This is a genomic window from Sphingobium sp. Leaf26, from assembly GCF_001421665.1.
In the GTDB taxonomy this organism is placed as follows: Bacteria; Pseudomonadota; Alphaproteobacteria; order Sphingomonadales; family Sphingomonadaceae; genus Sphingobium.
On the sequence record NZ_LMKV01000029.1, the window covers coordinates 85,465 to 104,734 of the forward strand.

The following is a 19,270-nucleotide window of genomic DNA, read 5'->3' on the forward strand; positions in this document are numbered from 1 at the left end:
CCCCCCATCACTGATCGGCGACGACGACCCTGATCGTCAGCGGCCTGATCGTCAGCGGCCTGATCGTCAGCGGATCGCCACCCGCCACGATCGCAAGCAGGCGATCGACATTGGGATGCGCGCCCGGACGGTCGCGGGCGTCGGGCACATGTTCGGCAAACAGCGCCAGCCCAATATCCGCAGCGGCTGCGTCCAATGCACCAAAGGCCCCCGCCAGATAATGATAGACCGCCAGCGACCCCTGCTTGCCCGGCTGGTTCTCTATGCTGGCAACCACGGCGCCTGCGGGGTCGAGCAGGTCGATTCGCGCCACGCCCGCGATCGACGGCAGTTGCGCCAGATTATCCTTGAACGTCGCGCCCGGTTGAATCATCGTCCGCCTCTTTCCTGTCTGTAGATCGTCCGGGCGCGGGCCTCTAACAGCATCCGAACCTATGCGCCATCATGCGCCCGCTCACTGCTACGGCGCAGGCGTCGCCCTTCCCCTGACGGCCGCCAGCACATCGTCCGCCAACCGGGCATAATCGGCGCAGGCGCGCTGCATCGCCGCTTCCGCGCCATCGCCGCGCAACCGGCCGAAACATTGACGGTTCTGCGCCGCGCGCATCTGGCGCAGGCGGGTACGGCTCTCCTCTGCCAGCCCCAGTTGCGGCCCCGTCCGCCGCCACGCCTCCGCCGCGCTGAAGATGCGGCGACCCGGATGGATGCCGGGATCGCGCCCGGCCGCAATCCCCAGCCGGTCGACGCGGCCCGCTTCCACGATCAGGTCGGTCAGAAACAGGTCCAGTTCACGCAGGCCATTGCCGATCAGCTTGGCAGGCATGGCATCCCGGCGGCGCATCGCAGCATCGGGACAAAGCCCGAGCGACATGCCGTTGGACAGAAAGGCAGCGGCGCGCCGGATATGAGCGACCTGCCCCGCCATGGCTGCGCAGCGGTCGCCCGTGCCGGTCAGCTCTCGTCGCCCATGCGCAGCGCGGCGATGAAAGCTTCCTGCGGAATCTGGACGCTGCCATATTCGCGCATGCGCTTCTTGCCTTCCTTCTGCTTGTCGAGCAGCTTCTTCTTGCGGCTGATGTCCCCGCCATAGCATTTGGCGGTCACGTCCTTGCGCATCGCGGCGATCGTCTCGCGCGCGATCACCTTGCCGCCGATCGCCGCCTGAATCGGGATCTTGAACAAATGGCGGGGGATCAGATCCTTCAGCCGCTCGCACATGCCGCGACCGCGCGATTCGGCGGTGCCGCGATGCACGATCATGCTGAGTGCATCGACCGGCTCCGAATTGACCATGATGCTCATCTTGACGAGGTCGCCCTCGCGATAGCCGATCTGGTGATAGTCGAAGCTGGCATAGCCACGGCTGATGCTCTTCAGGCGATCATAGAAGTCGAAGACGACTTCGTTGAGCGGCAGTTCGTAGGTCACCTGCGCGCGCCCGCCGACATAGGTCAGGTTCTTCTGGATGCCGCGCCGATCCTGGCAAAGTTTCAGGATGGAGCCGAGATATTCGTCGGGGCAATAGATGATCGCCTCGATCCACGGCTCCTCGATCTCGTCGATCTTGGTTGGATCGGGCATGTCGGCCGGGTTGTGCAGTTCGATCTCGCCTGCGCCATAGGTGAGCTGGATCTTGTACACCACCGACGGCGCGGTGGTGATGAGGTCCAGGTCATATTCGCGGGTCAGCCGCTCCTGAATGATCTCCAGATGCAGCAGCCCCAGGAACCCGCAACGGAAGCCGAAGCCCAGCGCCGCGCTGCTCTCCATCTCGAAACTGAAGCTGGCGTCGTTCAGGCGCAACTTGCTGATGCTATCACGCAGCTTGTCGAAGTCGTTCGCGTCCACGGGGAACAGGCCGCAGAACACTACCGGCTGCACTTCCTTGAAGCCGGGGAGCGGCTTGGTCGCGCCATTCTTGACCGTGGTGATGGTGTCGCCGACGCGGGTCTGGGCGATTTCCTTGATCTGCGCGGTGATGAAGCCGATTTCCCCCGCCGCCAATTCGGTCAGCGTCTCGATCTTGGGCCGCATGCAGCCGACACGGTCGATCAGATGTTCGGTGCCGCCGATCATGAACTTGATCGCCTGCCCCTTCTTGATGACGCCGTTGACGACCCGCACCAGAATGACGACGCCCAGATAGGGGTCGTACCAGCTATCGACCAGCATCGCCTCCAGCGGGGCATTGCGATCACCCTTGGGCGGCGGGATCTTCTTGACGACGGCTTCCAGAATTTCGTCGATGCCAATGCCCGACTTCGCGCTGGCCAGCACCGCTTCGGACGCATCGAGGCCGATCACATCCTCGATTTCCTTGCGCACCTTTTCCGGCTCGGCGGCGGGCAGGTCAATCTTGTTCAGGACCGGCACGATCTCATGATCATGTTCGATCGACTGATAGACATTGGCCAGGGTCTGCGCTTCCACGCCCTGCGCGGCGTCCACGACCAGCAGAGCGCCTTCGCACGCGGCCAGGCTGCGCGACACTTCATAGGCGAAGTCGACATGGCCCGGCGTGTCCATGAGGTTCAGCTCATAGGTCTCGCCATTTTTGGCGGTATAGTCGAGGCGCACGGTCTGCGCCTTGATGGTGATGCCGCGCTCCTTTTCGATGTCCATATTGTCAAGGACTTGCGCGCTCATCTCCCGGTCGGTCAGGCCGCCGGTACGCTGGATCAGGCGGTCGGCCAGCGTGGATTTGCCGTGGTCGATATGCGCAATGATCGAAAAATTACGGATGTGGGACAGATCGGTCATCGGCGCCCGATAGCAGCGATTCGACGCGCTGTCAGCAGGATCGCGCGTTGGCGGGATTCGATGACAAAACCCGTCATTTCCATGCCCCTTCGCTTGGAAGCGATTGACCCCTGTGATAAGTATTCGCAGGAACGGGGCAACGATTTTCAAACTCAAGCAACAAACGGGGTTCTTGAAATGCGTGGATTGAAAAAGCTGACCATGGCGGCTGTCTGTCTGTCTATGGTTGCGCCGCAGGCGATGGCGGCGGACAAGGGGTCGTCGGGTCGTCAGGCCCAGACCAGGAAACAGATGGAAATCCCGCGCTGCACCAAGCGCCTCGGCACCGTCGCGATCGTGGAACCGGACAATCAGTGGTGGCGTGAGCTGAATCTGGGCAGCCCCGAAGCCATCATCAAGCTGTTCGTGCAGCAGTCCGGCTGTTTCGGCATCGTCAATCGCGGCCGGTCGATGGCCAGCCGCAACATGGAACGCGCCATGGCGGATTCGGGCGAATTGCAGGCCGGATCCAACCTGGGCAAAGGGCAGGTCAAGGCGGCGGACTATTTCATCCAGCCCGACATCGTCACCACCAACAACAACAGCGGCGGCAACGCCATCGGCGGTCTGGTCGGCGGCCTCCTTGGCGGCCGCACGCTCGGCGCGCTGGCGGGCGGCATTTCGGTGAAGAAGAGCGAGGCCAATGTCATGCTCTCCGTGGTCAATGCCCGCACAACCGAGGAAGAGGTGATGGCCGAAGGCTATTTCCGCAAATCGGACCTCAGCTTCGGCGGCGGTGGCGGCCTTGGCTGGATGGGCGGCCTCGCCGCGGTCGGCGGCGGCGGCTATCAGAATACCGCCATCGGCCAGGTGATCGTGCTGGCCTATCTCGACGCCTATACGAAAATGGTCACGCAGATGGGCGGCCTGCCCGAAAATGCGGCCGCTGCGGCGCCCGTCGCGCAATAAGGCGCATCGAATCGCAACAGGAAAGGGCGCGGCCGGTGACGGCAGCGCCCTTTTTGGTTCAGCCCTGACTCGGTGCGGCGTCGATCGGCATCCGTCGCGTCTCGCGCCGGCGTTTCCACCAGGCGATGATCGCCTCGCCTGCCGGGCGCTCCACCAAGCGGTTGATGGCCGTGCCCAGCGTCAGCGCCACCAGGAACGCGGCGGCAAAGCCGATCCAGGGGCTGTAGCCCGCTTTGGCGAACTCCAGCATTACGACGAAGCCGACATGCTGGTGGATCAGGTAGAAGCTGTAGCTGATCCCGCCCAGCCACACGAGCGGGCGCAGGCTGAGGAAGCGCAGATGGCCGTGGATCAGCGCTACGAAGCTCGCCAACAATACGCAGCCTACGATCGCGACATCCCATGTCTCCATGGTCGCGATCGACAGCAGGGCGAGCGCTGCATAGGGAATTTGCTGGCGCAGCGTCCGTTGCCCCGACCAGACGCGATAGGCCAGCATGCCGATGACGAAGAAGGGCGTGTAGCGAAGCACCAGCAGCATCACGATCCGTTCGGGCATGTCGGGCCACAGCCAGTAGAGCCAGCGCGCCGCCAGCCACAGGATCAGCATCGGCTCCAGCCGCCGGATGCCGACGAATTTCCACATGGCGATCATGCAGAAATAAAAGGCTATCTCCACCGTCAGCGTCCAATAGGCACCATCCACTTCCGGCATGAAGGCAAAGCCCTGAAGCATGGTGAAGTTGGCCAGGATCGCGACCGGCCCGATCAGCAACTGGGTCGCGTGGGCCAGATATTCGATCGACAGTGTCAGCAGCATCGCCACCAGATAGGCGGGATAGAGGCGCGCGAAGCGATTGACCACGAAGTCCGCCACGGTACGGATGCGATCCAGTGTGAAGAAGATCGCGAAACCCGAAATGGTGAAGAACAACAGGACGCGATAATTGCCGCCGGGGAAACTGAAGGGCACATGGCTGGCCTGCGGAAACAGCTCATGGAAGCGCGTCGAATAATGGAAGATCAGCACGCACAGCGCGCCGATGCCGCGCAGGGCATCCAGTTCCGTCAAACGGCCACGGGAAGGCGGTGATCCAACCATGACCCCCTATAGCAACAACGGAGCAATGAATCCGTTATGATCGTGGTTAACGCCGCAGTTGGCCGCGCTTTTTCTTTGCTGCTTTCTTTCCGGCGATGTGCCGGTTCAGGACGGCGGCGTTGCGGCGGTGCGCTTGAGCCATTGCACATTCGCGGCCAGCACCTGATCCACGACATGTGCGATCGCGGCGCCGCCCCCGCGCAGCCAGCCATCCACCACATGGGTCATGGCGACCTTCACGCTGCTTCCGATCACGAAGCGCACCGGCACTGGCCGTAACAGCAGCATGGGCCGGCGCAGCCATCGCCGCGCCAGCCCATGCCAAAAGTCCGATCCTCCGCATGTCATCCCGCCCCTGTTCGGGCAGGAAGCGTAGCTCAGGCCGCGTCGCCGTCCAGGATCGCCGCGATCGCGACGGTCACATCGTTCATGTCCGCCATGCCGTCCACGCGCGACACGATGCCGCGCGATTCGTAGATCGGCAGGATCGGCGCGGTCTTGGCGCGATATTCGGCCATGCGGGTACGCACCGTTTCCTCATTGTCGTCGGGACGGCGCTTGAACTCATGCCCGTGGCACTTGTCGCACTCGCCCTCGACCTTGGGGATCTTGAACCTGTCATGATAGCCCGCGCCACAACTGGCGCAGGTGAAGCGGCCGGTGATGCGCTCGACCAGCGCATCCTCATTCACTTCCAGCTCGATCACATGGTCGAGGGTCCGGTTACGGTCACCCAAAATAGTGTCGAGCGAATGGGCCTGCGCTTCCGTGCGAGGATAGCCGTCGAAGATCACGCCGGTATCAGGGGCCAGCGCGTCGAGCGCTTCGCCGATGATGCCCGACACGACTTCGTCAGGGACCAGGGCACCCGATTCCATCAGCGCCTTGGCCTGGAGGCCCACGGGCGTTCCCGCCTTCACCGCCGCGCGCAGCATGTCCCCCGTCGACAGTTGCACCATGCCACGATCGTCAACCAGACGGGTCGCCTGGGTGCCCTTGCCGGCCCCCGGAGGGCCAAGCAGAATGATATTCATTGCGCGCATACTCCCCTGTTCGTTGCGCTGTAATCAGAGTCTCGAAACGCCCCTCAGCGCAGTCGACCCTTTAGCTTCGCCTTCTTGATCAGATCGCCATATTGGTGGGCGAGCAGATGGCTCTGAATCTGGGTCACGGTGTCGACCGTAACATTGACGACGATCAACAGGCTAGTCCCACCAAGGTAGAAGGGAATGCCCGCCCGCGCGATCGCGAATTCCGGCACCAGGCAGATGAAGGCCAGATAGGCCGCGCCGATGACGGTGATGCGCGTCAGCACATAATCCAGATAATTTTCGGTATTCTTACCCGGACGGATGCCGGGGATGAAGCCGCCATTGCGCTTGAGATTATCGGCCGTCTCTTCCGGGTTGAACACCACGGCGGTATAGAAGAAGCAGAAGAAGACGATGCCCAGGCCGTAAAGGCCCATATAGACCGGGCTGCCATGCGACAGATACTGGTTCAGCGTCAGGACGAAATCGCCCCACTTGCTTTCACCCGCGACCGTCTGGCCAGCGAACTGCGAGATGGTCAGCGGCATCAGCAGCAGCGAGCTGGCGAAGATCGGCGGGATGACGCCGGCGGTGTTGACCTTGAGCGGCAGATGGCTGCGATCCGCCTGCATCAGGCCCTGGCGCGTCTGGCGCTTGGGATATTGGATCAGGACGCGGCGCTGGGCGCGCTCCATGAAGCAGATCAAAAGGACGAGGCCGACGGCCATCACCATGACCAGGAAGATCAGCAGGCCCGAGATCGAGCCTTCGCTGCCCGACTTGAACAGGTTGCTGAGCGTCACCGGCAACTGGGCGACGATGCCCGCCATGATGATGAGCGACACGCCGTTGCCGATGCCGCGCGATGTGATCTGCTCACCCAGCCACATCAGGAACATGGTGCCGCCGATCAGCGAGACGACGGCGGTCAGGCGGAACAGCAGGCCCGGCTCGATCACCGCCTGCATGCCTTGCTGGGCACCGAAGCCCTCCAGGCCCACGGCGATGAAATAGCCCTGCACCGCGGTCAGGCCGACGGTGCCGTAGCGGGTCCACTGATTCATCTTCTTGCGGCCGCTTTCGCCTTCCTTCTTGATCGCCGCGAGCTGCGGCGAAAGGCTGGAGGCGAGCTGCACCACGATCGACGCGGTGATATAGGGCATGACGCCCAGCGCGATCAGGCTCATGCGCGACAGCGACCCACCCGAGAAGGTGTTGAAGATGTCGAGGATGCCGCCGTTGGTCTGGCTGTAAAGCTGCGACAGGGCGGTCGGATCGACGCCGGGCAGCGGCACGAAGCTGAGGAAACGGAACACGATCAAGGCGCCGAGCGTAAACCACAGGCGCTTCTTGAGGTCGGTCGCCTGGCTGAACTTCGCGAGGCTGAGATTGGATGCGAGCTGGTCGGCTCTCGATGCCATGGTGGCTGCCCTTCAAATCACTCTTGCCGAAGCATCAAGGCTCCGGCGCGGAATCGCTCATCCCCTTAGCGGGGCGGATTGGCCATGTCGAACGGGAGTTGTCGCGCAAGCGACGAGCAGATCCCCCGAAACACATGACCCCGCCGACCCATATCGGGCAGCGGGGTCGTGCTTGCAAGACTGTCAGGCCGTAAATCAGGCCTTCGCAGCGGCCTTCTTGGCGGCAAGGGTGGTGCCCTTCTTCGCCTTGGCCTTCTCGGCCGCCGGAACGACTTCGATCACGTCGACCTTGCCACCGGCCTTTGCGACGGCTTCGACGGCGCTCTTCGACGCGCCGGCCACCAGGAAGCTGACCTTGGCGGTCAGTTCACCCTTGGCGAGCAGACGGACGCCGTCCTTGCCACCGCGGGTCAGGTTGGCGGCGTTCAAAGCGGCCTGGTCGATGGTCGCCTTGGCGTCCAGCTTGCCTTCGTCGATCGCCTTCTGGACGGCGCCCAGGTTCACGATCGCATAGTCGCTACCGAAAATGTTGTTGAAGCCGCGCTTCGGGATGCGCATGTGGAGCGGCATCTGGCCGCCCTCGAAACCGTTGATGGCCACGCCCGAACGCGCCTTGGCGCCCTTCTGGCCGCGACCGGCGGTCTTGCCCTTGCCCGAACCGATGCCGCGGCCCACGCGCATACGGCCCTTGCGGGCGCCGGCATTGTCGCTGATGTCGTTGAGTCTGAAAGTCATGATGTGCACTCGCTTTCGCTTGGTTCGCGCTTGAATGGAAGCGGCGCCCATAGCGGGATGCACGGTCCTTGTCACCCCCTAATGCGGCAAGGCTCCCGCCACGCCGCTGTCGGAGAATGGGCGCTTAACTTCGCACATTTCCCGCAAGTTTCGACATTCCATAACAAAAGTCGGACATTATGTTTCAGCGACAGGCTTCAGGCTGCGTCCGATGCGAGCGGACTGTGCGGCCTTTCGGATAGCAAAAGCGGCCCCTGTAGGACAGCAGCCTCTACCCCACGACCCTGAACGCAGAAAGGGCCGATTCGCCTGCGCGAATCGGCCCTTTGCTGTTTCCCGGAAGTCGGAAGGCTTAACCCTCGACCACGGCCACCATGTGGGGCAGCTTCTTGATGGCACCGCGGACTTCCGCCGTGTCTTCCAATTCCACCACGCGGTTCATCTTGCCAAGGCCCAGGCCGATCAGAATCTTCTTCTGGTCGGCGGGGCGACGGATCGGGGAACCGATCTGCTTGATCTTGATCTTCGCCATGTCAGTTACTCCGCAATCGCTTCGGCATCAGCCTGCGCGACGTCGGCCGAGGCACCGCCACGACGCAGAAGGTCGGCGACCTTCTTGCCACGGCGCTGCGCCACCGACTTCGGGCTGGTCTGTTCGACCAGAGCCGCGAAGGTCGCACGGATCATGTTATAGGGGTTCGACGTGCCGTTCGACTTGGTCACGACGTCAGCGACGCCGAGGCTTTCGAACACGGCGCGCATCGGACCACCGGCGATGATACCCGTACCGGCCGGGGCCGAACGGACAGTCACCTTGCCGGCACCGAAGTGGCCGAGGCCGTCATGATGCAGGGTGCGGCCTTCCTTCAGCGGAACGCGGACCATCGCCTTCTTGGCGGCGGCGGTCGCCTTGCTGATGGCTTCAGGCACTTCGCGCGCCTTGCCATGGCCGAAGCCCGCACGACCCTTGCCATCGCCGACGACGACGAGAGCCGCGAAACCGAAGCGCTTGCCGCCCTTGACGGTCTTGCTGACGCGGTTGATGTGAACCAGCTTCTCGATCAGTTCTTCGCCCTGATCCTCGTCACGGTTGCCACCGCGACGGTCGTCGCGACGGCCACGGCCTCCACGCTCGCCACGGTTGCGATCGCCGCCGCCACGGTTGCCACGGCCACGGCCGGGACCACGACCTTCGGTCGGTGCAGTCGCTTCTGCGCCCTCGACGGGTGCGACGACTTCGTTGGTGTTTTCGTCAGCCATGATCAGAACTCCAGCCCGGCTTCACGGGCCGCATCGGCCAGCGCCTTGACGCGGCCATGGAAGAGGAAGCCTCCGCGGTCGAAAACGACCTTGGTGACGCCGGCAGCAGTCGCCGCAGCAGCGACGCGCTTGCCGACATCGGCAGCGGCTTCGGACGAAGCACCGGTCTTGCCCAGAGCCTTCGAACCGACATCCTTGTCCAGGGTCGATGCAGCGGCGACGGTCTTGCCGGCGACGTCATCGATGACCTGGGCGTAGATGTGCTGGCCCGAACGGTGAACGCTAAGACGGGGCTTGTGACCCGAAACAGCCTTGAGCGCGGTGCGAACGCGGCGACGACGCCGCGCGAAGAGGGAAAGCTTTGCCATCTTACTTCTTCTTCCCTTCCTTGCGGAAGATGAACTCGCCGGCGTACTTGATGCCCTTGCCCTTATAGGGTTCGGGCTTGCGCCAGCGACGGATCTCGGCCGCAACCTGACCGACCTGCTGCTTGTCGATGCCGCTGATCTCGACCGTGGTGTTATCCGGGGTCTTGATCTCGATACCTTCGGGGATCTCGAAGTCGACATCATGCGAATAGCCGAGCTTCAGGTTCAGAACCTTGCCCTTCGAATCCGCGCGATAACCGACGCCGGTGATCAGCAGCTTCTTGGTGTAGCCTTCGGTCACACCAGTGATCAGGTTGGCGACCAGGGTGCGCTGCATGCCCCAGAAAGCGCGGGCGCGCTTACCGTCGTTGGCAGGCTTCACCGCGATCACACCGTCTTCGATGCTGTAGGTGACTTCGTTAGCCAGCGGCAGCGACAGGGTGCCCTTGGGACCCTTCACCGACAGCTGACCGTCGGCGATGGACGCGGTCACGCCCGAAGGCACTGTGACCGGCTTTTTGCCTGTGCGGCTCATCAGAACACCTCCGCCAGCACTTCGCCGCCGACATTCTGCTCACGCGCTTCGGCGTCGGACAGAACGCCGCGAGGCGTCGAGACAATGGTGATGCCCAGACCGTTGCGGATCACCGGAAGTTCCTTGGAACCCGAATAGACGCGGCGGCCAGGCTTGGACACGCGGGCGACATGCTTGATCGCCGGCTGGCCTTCGAAATATTTCAGCTCGATGCGCAGACCAGGATGCTGGCCAAGCAGCTCTTCGGAATAGCCACGGATGTAGCCTTCACGCTGGAGCACGTCGAGCACGCGGGCGCGCAGCTTGGAAGCGGGGGACATAACGCTGTCCTTCTTCGCCTGCTGCCCGTTGCGGATGCGGGTGAGCATATCACCCAGGGGATCGGTCAATGCCATTTCAAATGATCCTTACCAGCTCGACTTGGTGACGCCGGGGATCAGGCCCTTGTTGGCCAGATCACGCAGCTGCACGCGGCAGAGGCGGAATTTGCGGTAATATGCGCGGGGACGCCCCGTCAGTTCGCAGCGGTTCCGAACGCGGGTCGGATTGCCGTTGCGGGGGATCTCCGCCATCTTCAGACGCGCGATCAGACGATCGCTGTCATCGGCCGCGGTATCATTCGCGATCGCCTTGAGCTTCGCATAACGGCCGGCATATTTCTTTACCAGCTTCTTGCGGCGCTCGTTCTTGTTGATCGAACTCAGTTTCGCCATGACTTAAGTTCTCTTCCTTAGCTTAAGCGTTGGGAGAGAAGCGGGGCCGAATTAGGCCGCCTGCTTCTCTTCGATCGGGAAAGGGAAGCCGAAGAGGCGCAGCAGTTCGCGCGCTTCGTCGTCCGTCTTCGCCGAGGTGGTCACGATGATGTCCATGCCGCGCACCTTGTCGACGCGGTCATAGCTGATCTCCGGGAAGATGATCTGCTCCTTGATACCGAAGGCATAATTGCCACGGCCATCGAAGCTCTTCGGGTTCAGGCCCCGAAAATCGCGCACGCGGGGGAGCGCGACGTTGATCATGCGATCCAGGAATTCATACATGCGTTCGCGACGCAGCGTGACCTTGGCACCGATCGGCATGCCTTCACGCAGCTTGAACTGCGCGATCGACTTCTTCGCCTTGGTGATGACGGGCTTCTGACCAGCGATCAGCTCCATCTCTTCGGCGGCCGAGGTGACCTTCTTCTTGTCCTGAGTCGCTTCGCCCACGCCCATGTTGAGCGTGATCTTTTCGATCCGGGGGATTTCCATGACGTTCTTGTAACCGAACTTCTCGGTCATCGCCTTGACGATTTCAGCGTCATACTGCGCCTTCGAGCGCGGAATGTACTTGTCGGCCATTACAGCACCTCACCGGACTTGACGGCGACGCGGACCTTCTTGCCGTCGCGATCCTCGAAACGGACGCGGGTCGGCTTGCCGTCGGCGCCGGCCATAGCGACGTTCGAAATGTGGAGCGGCGCGGGCTTGCGCTCGATGCCACCCTGAGGGTTCGCCTGGTCGGGCTTGCGATGCTTGGCATGCACGTTGATGCCTTCCACCAGGACCTTGTCGTCCTTTGGCATCACAGCCAGGACAGCGCCGGTACGGCCCTTGTCCTTGCCGGCCAGGATGACGACCTTGTCGCCCTTCTTGATCTTAGCAGCGCTCATTACAGCACCTCGGGAGCAAGGCTGATGATCTTCATGTGCTTCTTGGCGCGCAGTTCGCGAACGACCGGGCCAAAGATACGGGTGCCGATCGGCTCCTCGTTCTTGTTGATGAGCACAGCGGCGTTACCGTCGAAACGGATGACCGAACCGTCTGCACGGCGGATATCCTTGGCGGTACGCACGATGACGGCACGATGCACGTCACCCTTCTTCACCTTGCCACGCGGCGCAGCTTCCTTGATCGAGACGACGATGATGTCGCCCACGCCAGCGAAGCGACGCTTCGAGCCGCCCAGCACCTTGATGCACTGGACGCGCTTGGCGCCGCTGTTGTCAGCGACGTCAAGATTGGATTGCATCTGGATCATAGATCCGGTTCCTTCTTATTTGGCCTACCGGGGCAATTCCCGGCGGTTCCGAATTCATCAGCCTAAAGCCCGGTGACTCTACGCGAAGCGCGGGCCTGTAACCCTTTCCAAAGGAAAAGGCCAGCCCCGCGCCGCATTTTTCACCAAAGGCTCAGCGAGCCTGCCCTTAAGCGGCCGTTTCCGGCGACTTGTGGGTGTCCACGCGCTCGATGACCTTCCAGGTCTTGAGCTTGGAAATCGGAGCGGTCTCTTCGATTCGGACCGTTTCGCCTTCCTTGTAGACATTGCCCTCATCATGGGCATGGTACTTCTTCGAGCGGCGGATGATCTTGCCGTAGAGCGCATGCTTTACCTTGCGCTCCACGCGAACGACCACCGTCTTGTCGGTCTTGTCGGAAACCACAGTTCCCGTCAGCACGCGCTTGGGCATCGTGTGGTTCCTTTACTTCGCGGCCGAGCTGTTACGCTCGGTCTGGAGGGTCTTGATCTGCGCGATCGACCGGCGGACTTCCTTGACGCGGCTGGGCTTTTCCAGCTGGTTGGTGGCCGCCTGGAAACGCAGATTGAACTGCTCGCGCTTCAGGTTGTTGAGTTCGGTCGACAGTTCGTCGTCCGTCTTGGTTTTCAGGTCTGCAACATTCGCCATGTGCTTAACCCTCCAGATGCGAGGTGTCGCCGAGGCGGGCAACGACCTTCGTCTTGATGGGCAGCTTCATCGCGGCGCGCGAGAAGGCCTCTGCTGCGAGCGGACCGGGCACGCCGTCCAGTTCGAACAGGATGCGACCCGGCTTGACGCGGGCGGCCCAATATTCGACCGAACCCTTGCCCTTGCCCTGACGGACTTCGGCAGGCTTCTTGGAAACCGGCACGTCGGGGAAGATACGGATCCACAACCGGCCCTGACGGCGGATGTGGCGGGTGATCGCACGGCGGGCCGCTTCGATCTGGCGGGCGGTGACGCGCTCGGGTTCCATGGCTTTGAGACCATAGGAGCCGAAGTTCAAAGCCGAGCCACCCTTGGCATCGCCCTTGATCCGACCCTTGAAGGTCTTGCGGAACTTCATTTTCTTCGGTTGCAGCATGACGCTATTACCTTCTTATCTTCAGCGCGCCGGGCGCACGCCGGAGGTCTGAGCCTCCAGCATCAGCCGGTCGGTGGCCATCGGATCGTGACCAAGGATTTCGCCCTTGAAGATCCAGACCTTGATGCCGCACACGCCATAGGCGGTGTGTGCCGTGGCGTCGGCATAGTCGACGTTCGCACGCAGCGTGTGCAGCGGAACGCGGCCTTCGCGATACCATTCGACGCGGGCGATCTCTGCACCGCCAAGACGGCCGCCGCAGGTGATCTTGATGCCTTCGGCGCCGAGACGCAGAGCCGACTGCACCGCACGCTTCATGGCGCGACGGAAAGCGACACGGCGTTCCAGCTGGTCGGCGATACCCTGTGCGACGAGCTTGCTATCGATTTCCGGCTTGCGGATTTCGACGATGTTCAGCGACACGTCCGACGACGTCAGCGCGCCGAGCTTGCGACGCAGCTTTTCGATGTCCGCGCCCTTCTTGCCGATGATGACGCCCGGACGGGCGGCATAGATCGACACGCGGCACAGCTTGGCCGGACGCTCGATGACCACCTTCGAGATCGCTGCCTGCGGCAGGGTCTTGAAGATGAACTGGCGGATCTTGAGATCCTCCAGCAGCAGGCGACCATAGTCGGCGCCTTCGGCGAACCAGCGGCTGTCCCAGGTACGGTTGATCTGGAGACGCAGACCGATCGGATTGCTCTTGTGACCCATGTGCTTACGCCTCCGCTTCTTCGCCAGCTTCACGCACGACGATGCGCACTCGGCTGTAGGGCTTGAGGATCCGGGTCGACTTGCCGCGTCCGCGAGCATGGAAGCGCTTGAGCGTGAACGCCTTGCCTACCGATGCTTCCGCGACGACCAGCGAGTCGACGTCGAGATTGTGGTTGTTTTCCGCGTTGGCGATGGCCGAAGCCAGCACCTTGCGCACGTCGACAGCCATCGCCTTCTTCGAGAAGGCGAGGATGTTGAGCGCTTCCTCGACCTTGCGGCCGCGGATCAGCGTGGCGACCAGGTTCAGCTTCTGGGCCGAACCGCGGATCTGCGTGCCGACGGCCAGAGCCTCGTTGTCGGCGACGCGACGGGGAGCCTTAGGCTTGCTCATTAGCGCTTGCCCTTCTTGTCGGCGGCGTGGCCGGGGAAGAAGCGGGTCGGGGCGAATTCGCCCAGCTTGTGACCCACCATATCCTCGTTCACGGAAACCGGAACATGCTTGCGGCCATTATAGACGCTGAACGTCAGGCCGACGAACTGCGGCAGGATGGTGGAACGACGCGACCAGGTCTTGATCGGCGCACGGCCACCCGCGTCCTGCGCGGCTTCCGCCTTCTTCAGAAGGCTGAGGTCCACGAACGGACCTTTCCAGACGGAACGAGCCATCTCGCTTACCTCTTCTTCTTCGCGTGGCGGCTACGGATAATCATCTTGTCCGTCGCCTTGTTGTGGCGGGTGCGTGCACCCTTGGTCGGCTTGCCCCACGGGGTAACCGGATGACGGCCGCCCGAGGTGCGGCCTTCACCACCACCATGCGGGTGATCGACCGGGTTCTTCGCGACACCGCGCGTCAGAGGGCGGATGCCGTTCCAACGGTTGCGGCCAGCCTTGGCAAGATTGGTGTTGCCGTTGTCGGGGTTCGACACGGCGCCAATGGTGCCCATGCAGTCCGAACGGATGTAGCGCTGCTCACCCGACGACAGACGGACCATGACCATGCCACGGTCGCGACCGACGAGCTGGGCATAGGTGCCTGCCGAACGGCAGAGCTGCGCGCCCTTGCCCGGCTTCATTTCGATGTTGTGGATGATCGTGCCGACTGGCATCTGACCCAGTTCCATCGCGTTGCCCGGCTTCACGTCGGTCTTCTTGCCGGCGATGACCTTGTCACCCGGCGCAAGACGCTGCGGCGCGATGATATAGGTCTGCGTACCGTCGGGATAGTTGACCAGCGCGATGAAGGCGGTGCGGTTGGGGTCATATTCCAGACGCTCGACCGTACCTTCGACATCCCACAAGCGACGCTTGAAGTCGATGATACGATAGCGCTGCTTATGACCGCCACCGATACCACGCGAGGTCACATGACCCTTGTTGTTACGGCCACCGGTCTTGCGCTTGCCTTCGGTCAGCGCCTTGACGGGCTTGCCCTTGTGCAGGCTGGACTTGTCGACCAGGATCAGGCCGCGGCGGGCCGGGCTGGTCGGGTTATAATGCTTAAGAGCCATCTTAGCGGACTCCCTCGGTGATATCGATCGACTGGCCGTCGGCCAGACGGACGATCGCCTTCTTCACGTCCGAGCGCGTGTAGGGCTTGCCCTTCCAGCGCTTCGTCTTGCCCTTGGTCACCAGCGTGTTGACGCTCTTGACGTTGACACCCCAGATCGCCTCGACGGCAGCCTTGATCTCCGGCTTGGTGGCATCGCCAGCAACCTTGAAGACCACGGCGTTGTTCTCGGAGAGAAGGGTCGACTTCTCGGTGATGTGCGGGGCGACAACGACGTCATAATGACGATTGGCGACGGCGGCGGCTTCTTTTTTAGCCATTGAAACGGGCCTCCAGCTTTTCGACCGCGGCGCGGGTGAGCACCAGCGAGTCGGCCTTCAGGATGTCGTAGACGTTGGCGCCAACGGCAGGCAGCAGATCCACGCCGATGATGTTCGCCGAAGCCTTCGCGAAGCTGACGTTCACGGCGTCGCCGTCGATGAACAGCACCTTGGTCAGGTTCAGCTTGGCCAGGTTGGCGACCAGCGCCTTGGTCTTGCCTTCGGCGACGTCCAGGCTGTCGATGATCGTCAGCGTGCCGGCCTTGACCTTCGAGGACAGCGCCATCTTCAGACCCAGCGCGCGAACCTTCTTGTTCAGCGAGGGGTTGAAGTCGCGGACGCGGGCACCGTGAGCCTTACCACCACCGATGAAGATGGGTGCGCGGCGATCGCCGTGACGAGCGGTACCGCCGCCCTTCTGGCGACCGAACTTCTTGCCGGTGCGGGCGACGTCGGAACGCTCGCGGGTGCCGCGGGCGGTGCCACGACGCTTTTCGAGCTGCCAGGTGACGACGCGGTGCAGGATGTCGGCGCGCGGTTCTACACCGAACACGTCGTCATTCAGCTCCAGTTCGCCGGCGGCCTGCGCGTCGAGGGTCTGTACATTGACCTTCATGATTAGCCCTCCTGGCCTTCGGTCGCTTCGGGCGCGGCTGCTTCAGCAGGCGTTTCCGCAGCGGTGTTGCTGTTGGCGGCAGCCTTCAGGCTGGCCGGGTACGGCGCGTCGGCCGGGCGCTTCACCTTGACGGCGTCGCTGACGGTCAGCCAGGTGCCCTTGGCACCGGGGACCGAACCCTTGACGAACAGCAGGCCACGCTCGACGTCCGTACGGACGATTTCGAGGTTCTGCTGCGTACGCTCGCGGTCACCCATGTGGCCGGCCATCTTCTTGTTCTTGAAGACGCGACCCGGATCCTGACGGTTACCAGTCGAACCATGGGCACGGTGGCTGATCGACACGCCGTGCGTGGCGCGCATACCGCCGAAGCCCCAGCGCTTCATGGCACCGGCAAAACCCTTACCCTGGGTGTGCCCTGCAACGTCGACCAGCTGGCCGGCGATGAAATGGTCTGCGGCGATTTCGACGCCGACGTCGAGGAGTGCATCCTCGGCGACGCGGAATTCGACCAGGCGAGCCTTTGGCTCGACTTCGGCCTTGGCGAAGTGGCCACGCTGCGGCTTGGCGACATTCTTCACCTTGGCAACGCCGGCACCGAGCTGAACGGCCACATAGCCGTCGCTGTCGACATCCTTGCGTGCCACGACCTGGTTGCCCTCAAGGGCCAGAACCGTAACTGGAACGTGACGTCCGTCCTCCTGGAACAGACGGGTCATCCCGACTTTCTTAGCGATCACGCCTGTGCGCATCACTTGTTACTCCCATAGAGGCCCGCCTTAGCAGCGGGCGTATCCAACGAAAAAACCGCTCAGGATTTCTCCTTTGCGGCCCAACCCAACTATAGATCACCCCGTCCGGGTTAGATGCCAATCCCTCTCGGGAAAGACGACGGGGGACCATAACCACGGGCCATTCCGGTTAACCGGATGAGGCCGTGCGGTATCCCTTGTGTCCGTTTGAGCTTACGCCTTGGCGTAATACCCGATACCCTGCCCTCTTCGAGGAAGGCAGGGACTTGCCGGCTTGCCCACCCCGGCCTTCGCCGGGGCTATAGGCAAACCCGCTTAAGCGAGTTTGATCTCGACGTTGACGCCGGCCGCGAGGTCCAGCTTCATCAGCGCGTCGACCGTCTGCGGCGTCGGCTGCACAATGTCAAGCATACGCTTGTAGGTGCGGACCTCGAACTGCTCGCGCGACTTCTTGTCGACATGCGGGCCACGGTTGACCGTGAACTTTTCGATGCGCGTCGGAAGGGGAATGGGACCGCGGATAAGGGCGCCGGTGCGGCGGGCGGTGTCGGCGATGTCGCCGGTCGCCTGATCGAGCACGCGATGATCGAACGCCTTGAGGCGAATGCGGATGTTGCTGTCCATAGTTCCTGTACCGATGCGAAAGAGCCAAAACGCAGCGCGCTTATGAAAATCAGCCGGAGCAGCCGATGATTTACAAAAATGCGCCAACCAAAAAATATCCGCCCCGTAAACTGCCCTTCTAGCTCATCAGAGCAGGAGAAAGGCGATCCGGGGCGGTTAAAAACTCAGCGGCGCGAATCAGGCGATTCGCGCCGCTGCGGTCCTATATTACTTCGAGATCGTGCCGACAACCCCTGCGCCGACGGTACGACCGCCTTCACGGATGGCGAAGCGCAGACCCGGATCCATGGCGATCGGGGCGATCAGCTTGATGCCGAGCTTCACATTGTCGCCAGGCATGACCATTTCGGTGCCTTCGGGCAGGATCACTTCGCCGGTCACGTCCGTGGTGCGGAAGTAGAACTGCGGACGATAGTTCGCGAAGAACGGCGTGTGACGGCCGCCTTCTTCCTTCGACAGCACATAGACTTCGGCGTCGAATTCGGTGTGCGGGGTGATGGTGCCGGGCTTGGCCAGAACCTGGCCGCGCTCGACTTCTTCACGCTTCGTGCCGCGCACCAGGGCGCCGATGTTGTCGCCTGCACGACCTTCGTCGAGCAGCTTGCGGAACATTTCCACGCCGGTGACGGTGGTCTTGGCGGTGGCCTTCAGACCAACGATTTCGACTTCTTCACCAACCTTGACGATGCCGGTTTCGACGCGGCCGGTCACGACCGTACCACGACCCGAGATCGAGAACACGTCTTCGATCGGCATCAGGAACGGACGGTCAACCGGACGCTCCGGCTGCGGGATGAAGCTGTCGACGGCAGCCATCAGCTTGAGCACGGCGTCATGGCCGATTTCAGGGGTCTTGTCCTGAAGGGCAGCAGCAGCCGAACCGGGGATGACGGGGATGTTGTCGCCGTCGAAATCGTAGCTGCTGAGCAGCTCGCGGATTTCCAGCTCGACCAGCTCGAGGATTTCGGCGTCGTCGACCAGATCGACCTTGTTCATGAACACGACGAGCTGCGGCACGCCGACCTGACGGGCGAGCAGGATGTGCTCACGGGTCTGGGGCATCGGGCCGTCGGTGGCCGAAACGACCAGGATCGCGCCGTCCATCTGAGCGGCACCGGTGATCATGTTCTTCACATAGTCAGCGTGGCCGGGGCAGTCGACGTGCGCATAGTGGCGGGCTTCGGTTTCATATTCGACGTGGGCGGTCGAAATGGTGATGCCGCGCTCACGCTCTTCGGGCGCCTTGTCGATGTTGTCGTACGACGTAAAGGTCGCGCCGCCGGTTTCGGCCAGCACCTTGGTGATCGCTGCGGTCAGCGAGGTCTTGCCATGGTCGACGTGACCGATGGTGCCGATGTTGCAGTGCGGCTTATTCCGCTCAAACTTAGCCTTAGCCATTTTATCCTACCTTCTAATCAAAATCAGCTTGGGTCTGACCGCTCGGCCGCGCCTCGCGAAGGCGCGTCCATAGCAGCA

General features: G+C 62.5%; 30 protein-coding genes. 1 reads left to right on the plus strand and 29 read right to left on the minus strand.

The genetic code is table 11. The features are described 5' to 3' along the window. Nucleotides 1-7: 7 nt before the first annotated feature. From ASE85_RS17870 to lepA, 3 genes are all read right to left on the minus strand, one after another. Nucleotides 8-373, minus strand: a complete 366-nt coding sequence (locus tag ASE85_RS17870; protein ID WP_056691645.1) for a DUF2322 family protein — start codon at nucleotides 371-373, stop codon at nucleotides 8-10. A gap of 87 nt (nucleotides 374-460) precedes the next feature. After that, the gene (locus tag ASE85_RS17875; protein WP_235523607.1) at nucleotides 461-925 is read right to left on the minus strand and encodes a hypothetical protein; all 465 of its coding nucleotides are present in this window, start codon (nucleotides 923-925) and stop codon (nucleotides 461-463) included. Between the two features lie 26 nt (nucleotides 926-951). Continuing rightward, nucleotides 952-2,760: a translation elongation factor 4 gene (gene lepA / locus ASE85_RS17880; protein ID WP_056691648.1), complete on the minus strand. Its 1,809-nt coding sequence runs from the start codon at nucleotides 2,758-2,760 to the stop codon at nucleotides 952-954. 177 nt (nucleotides 2,761-2,937) lie between these two features. Between lepA and ASE85_RS17885 the strand changes: the two genes are divergently transcribed. Next, nucleotides 2,938-3,708 carry a CsgG/HfaB family protein gene (locus ASE85_RS17885; protein ID WP_056691651.1) on the plus strand — a complete coding sequence of 257 codons (771 nt, stop codon included), beginning with the start codon at nucleotides 2,938-2,940 and terminating at the stop codon, nucleotides 3,706-3,708. Between the two features lie 58 nt (nucleotides 3,709-3,766). On the opposite strand, the gene ASE85_RS17890 is transcribed toward ASE85_RS17885, so the two are convergent. From ASE85_RS17890 to tuf, 26 genes are all read right to left on the minus strand, one after another. Continuing rightward, nucleotides 3,767-4,810 (minus strand): acyltransferase family protein, encoded by a 1,044-nt coding sequence (locus ASE85_RS17890; RefSeq protein WP_056691654.1) that lies wholly within the window; start codon nucleotides 4,808-4,810, stop codon nucleotides 3,767-3,769. A 105-nt stretch (nucleotides 4,811-4,915) separates the two neighbouring features. Beyond that, a complete protein-coding gene (locus tag ASE85_RS23205) occupies nucleotides 4,916-5,098 on the minus strand; it encodes a hypothetical protein (protein ID WP_156358415.1) in 183 nt (60 codons plus the stop codon). An 89-nt stretch (nucleotides 5,099-5,187) separates the two neighbouring features. After that, nucleotides 5,188-5,844, minus strand: a complete 657-nt coding sequence (locus ASE85_RS17895) for an adenylate kinase (protein ID WP_056691657.1) — start codon at nucleotides 5,842-5,844, stop codon at nucleotides 5,188-5,190. A gap of 53 nt (nucleotides 5,845-5,897) precedes the next feature. Continuing rightward, a complete protein-coding gene (gene secY, locus ASE85_RS17900; protein WP_056691660.1) occupies nucleotides 5,898-7,262 on the minus strand; it encodes a preprotein translocase subunit SecY in 1,365 nt (454 codons plus the stop codon). Between the two features lie 195 nt (nucleotides 7,263-7,457). Beyond that, a complete protein-coding gene (gene rplO, locus ASE85_RS17905; protein ID WP_056691664.1) occupies nucleotides 7,458-7,997 on the minus strand; it encodes a 50S ribosomal protein L15 in 540 nt (179 codons plus the stop codon). Nucleotides 7,998-8,349: 352 nt separating this feature from the next. Next, on the minus strand, nucleotides 8,350-8,529 hold the full coding sequence (gene rpmD / locus ASE85_RS17910; RefSeq protein ID WP_056691667.1) for a 50S ribosomal protein L30: 180 nt from the start codon (nucleotides 8,527-8,529) through the stop codon (nucleotides 8,350-8,352). A 5-nt stretch (nucleotides 8,530-8,534) separates the two neighbouring features. Further along, on the minus strand, nucleotides 8,535-9,257 hold the full coding sequence (rpsE, locus tag ASE85_RS17915) for a 30S ribosomal protein S5 (protein ID WP_056691670.1): 723 nt from the start codon (nucleotides 9,255-9,257) through the stop codon (nucleotides 8,535-8,537). Nucleotides 9,258-9,259: 2 nt separating this feature from the next. Further along, on the minus strand, nucleotides 9,260-9,625 hold the full coding sequence (gene rplR, locus ASE85_RS17920; RefSeq protein ID WP_056691673.1) for a 50S ribosomal protein L18: 366 nt from the start codon (nucleotides 9,623-9,625) through the stop codon (nucleotides 9,260-9,262). A gap of 1 nt (nucleotide 9,626) precedes the next feature. Beyond that, nucleotides 9,627-10,160 (minus strand): 50S ribosomal protein L6, encoded by a 534-nt coding sequence (gene rplF / locus ASE85_RS17925; RefSeq protein ID WP_056691676.1) that lies wholly within the window; start codon nucleotides 10,158-10,160, stop codon nucleotides 9,627-9,629. After that, on the minus strand, nucleotides 10,160-10,555 hold the full coding sequence (rpsH, locus tag ASE85_RS17930; RefSeq protein ID WP_056691679.1) for a 30S ribosomal protein S8: 396 nt from the start codon (nucleotides 10,553-10,555) through the stop codon (nucleotides 10,160-10,162). Before rpsH ends, rplF begins: the two co-directional genes overlap by 1 nt. A 12-nt stretch (nucleotides 10,556-10,567) precedes the next feature. Further along, complete coding sequence (gene rpsN / locus ASE85_RS17935; protein WP_007707881.1) at nucleotides 10,568-10,873, minus strand: 30S ribosomal protein S14; 306 nt, start codon at nucleotides 10,871-10,873, stop codon at nucleotides 10,568-10,570. Nucleotides 10,874-10,924: 51 nt separating this feature from the next. Then, on the minus strand, nucleotides 10,925-11,497 hold the full coding sequence (gene rplE, locus ASE85_RS17940; protein WP_056691681.1) for a 50S ribosomal protein L5: 573 nt from the start codon (nucleotides 11,495-11,497) through the stop codon (nucleotides 10,925-10,927). Continuing rightward, a complete protein-coding gene (rplX, locus tag ASE85_RS17945; RefSeq protein ID WP_056691684.1) occupies nucleotides 11,497-11,808 on the minus strand; it encodes a 50S ribosomal protein L24 in 312 nt (103 codons plus the stop codon). Before rplX ends, rplE begins: the two co-directional genes overlap by 1 nt. Next, nucleotides 11,808-12,176 (minus strand): 50S ribosomal protein L14, encoded by a 369-nt coding sequence (gene rplN / locus ASE85_RS17950; protein WP_056691686.1) that lies wholly within the window; start codon nucleotides 12,174-12,176, stop codon nucleotides 11,808-11,810. The genes rplX and rplN overlap by 1 nt, the downstream gene beginning before the upstream one ends. Before the next feature lie 166 nt (nucleotides 12,177-12,342). After that, the gene (rpsQ, locus tag ASE85_RS17955) at nucleotides 12,343-12,606 is read right to left on the minus strand and encodes a 30S ribosomal protein S17 (RefSeq protein ID WP_006960320.1); all 264 of its coding nucleotides are present in this window, start codon (nucleotides 12,604-12,606) and stop codon (nucleotides 12,343-12,345) included. 12 nt (nucleotides 12,607-12,618) lie between these two features. Next, complete coding sequence (rpmC, locus tag ASE85_RS17960; RefSeq protein WP_056691689.1) at nucleotides 12,619-12,822, minus strand: 50S ribosomal protein L29; 204 nt, start codon at nucleotides 12,820-12,822, stop codon at nucleotides 12,619-12,621. A 4-nt stretch (nucleotides 12,823-12,826) separates the two neighbouring features. Next, complete coding sequence (gene rplP, locus ASE85_RS17965; protein ID WP_056691692.1) at nucleotides 12,827-13,258, minus strand: 50S ribosomal protein L16; 432 nt, start codon at nucleotides 13,256-13,258, stop codon at nucleotides 12,827-12,829. A 21-nt stretch (nucleotides 13,259-13,279) separates the two neighbouring features. Then, entirely contained in the window at nucleotides 13,280-13,975 is a 696-nt protein-coding gene (gene rpsC, locus ASE85_RS17970; RefSeq protein ID WP_056691695.1) for a 30S ribosomal protein S3, read from the minus strand. 4 nt (nucleotides 13,976-13,979) lie between these two features. Continuing rightward, nucleotides 13,980-14,366 carry a 50S ribosomal protein L22 gene (gene rplV / locus ASE85_RS17975; RefSeq protein ID WP_056691698.1) on the minus strand — a complete coding sequence of 129 codons (387 nt, stop codon included), beginning with the start codon at nucleotides 14,364-14,366 and terminating at the stop codon, nucleotides 13,980-13,982. Beyond that, nucleotides 14,366-14,641 carry a 30S ribosomal protein S19 gene (gene rpsS / locus ASE85_RS17980; RefSeq protein WP_056691701.1) on the minus strand — a complete coding sequence of 92 codons (276 nt, stop codon included), beginning with the start codon at nucleotides 14,639-14,641 and terminating at the stop codon, nucleotides 14,366-14,368. Before rpsS ends, rplV begins: the two co-directional genes overlap by 1 nt. Before the next feature lie 5 nt (nucleotides 14,642-14,646). Further along, a complete protein-coding gene (gene rplB, locus ASE85_RS17985) occupies nucleotides 14,647-15,483 on the minus strand; it encodes a 50S ribosomal protein L2 (protein WP_056691704.1) in 837 nt (278 codons plus the stop codon). Nucleotide 15,484: 1 nt separating this feature from the next. Next, nucleotides 15,485-15,802: a 50S ribosomal protein L23 gene (locus tag ASE85_RS17990; RefSeq protein ID WP_056691707.1), complete on the minus strand. Its 318-nt coding sequence runs from the start codon at nucleotides 15,800-15,802 to the stop codon at nucleotides 15,485-15,487. Next, a complete protein-coding gene (gene rplD, locus ASE85_RS17995) occupies nucleotides 15,795-16,418 on the minus strand; it encodes a 50S ribosomal protein L4 (protein WP_056691710.1) in 624 nt (207 codons plus the stop codon). Before rplD ends, ASE85_RS17990 begins: the two co-directional genes overlap by 8 nt. Nucleotides 16,419-16,420: 2 nt before the next feature. Next, complete coding sequence (rplC, locus tag ASE85_RS18000) at nucleotides 16,421-17,170, minus strand: 50S ribosomal protein L3 (protein WP_056691712.1); 750 nt, start codon at nucleotides 17,168-17,170, stop codon at nucleotides 16,421-16,423. A gap of 315 nt (nucleotides 17,171-17,485) precedes the next feature. Next, nucleotides 17,486-17,794: a 30S ribosomal protein S10 gene (gene rpsJ, locus ASE85_RS18005; RefSeq protein WP_006960299.1), complete on the minus strand. Its 309-nt coding sequence runs from the start codon at nucleotides 17,792-17,794 to the stop codon at nucleotides 17,486-17,488. A 207-nt stretch (nucleotides 17,795-18,001) separates the two neighbouring features. Continuing rightward, nucleotides 18,002-19,192 carry an elongation factor Tu gene (gene tuf, locus ASE85_RS18010; RefSeq protein WP_056691715.1) on the minus strand — a complete coding sequence of 397 codons (1,191 nt, stop codon included), beginning with the start codon at nucleotides 19,190-19,192 and terminating at the stop codon, nucleotides 18,002-18,004. Nucleotides 19,193-19,270: the final 78 nt, after the last annotated feature.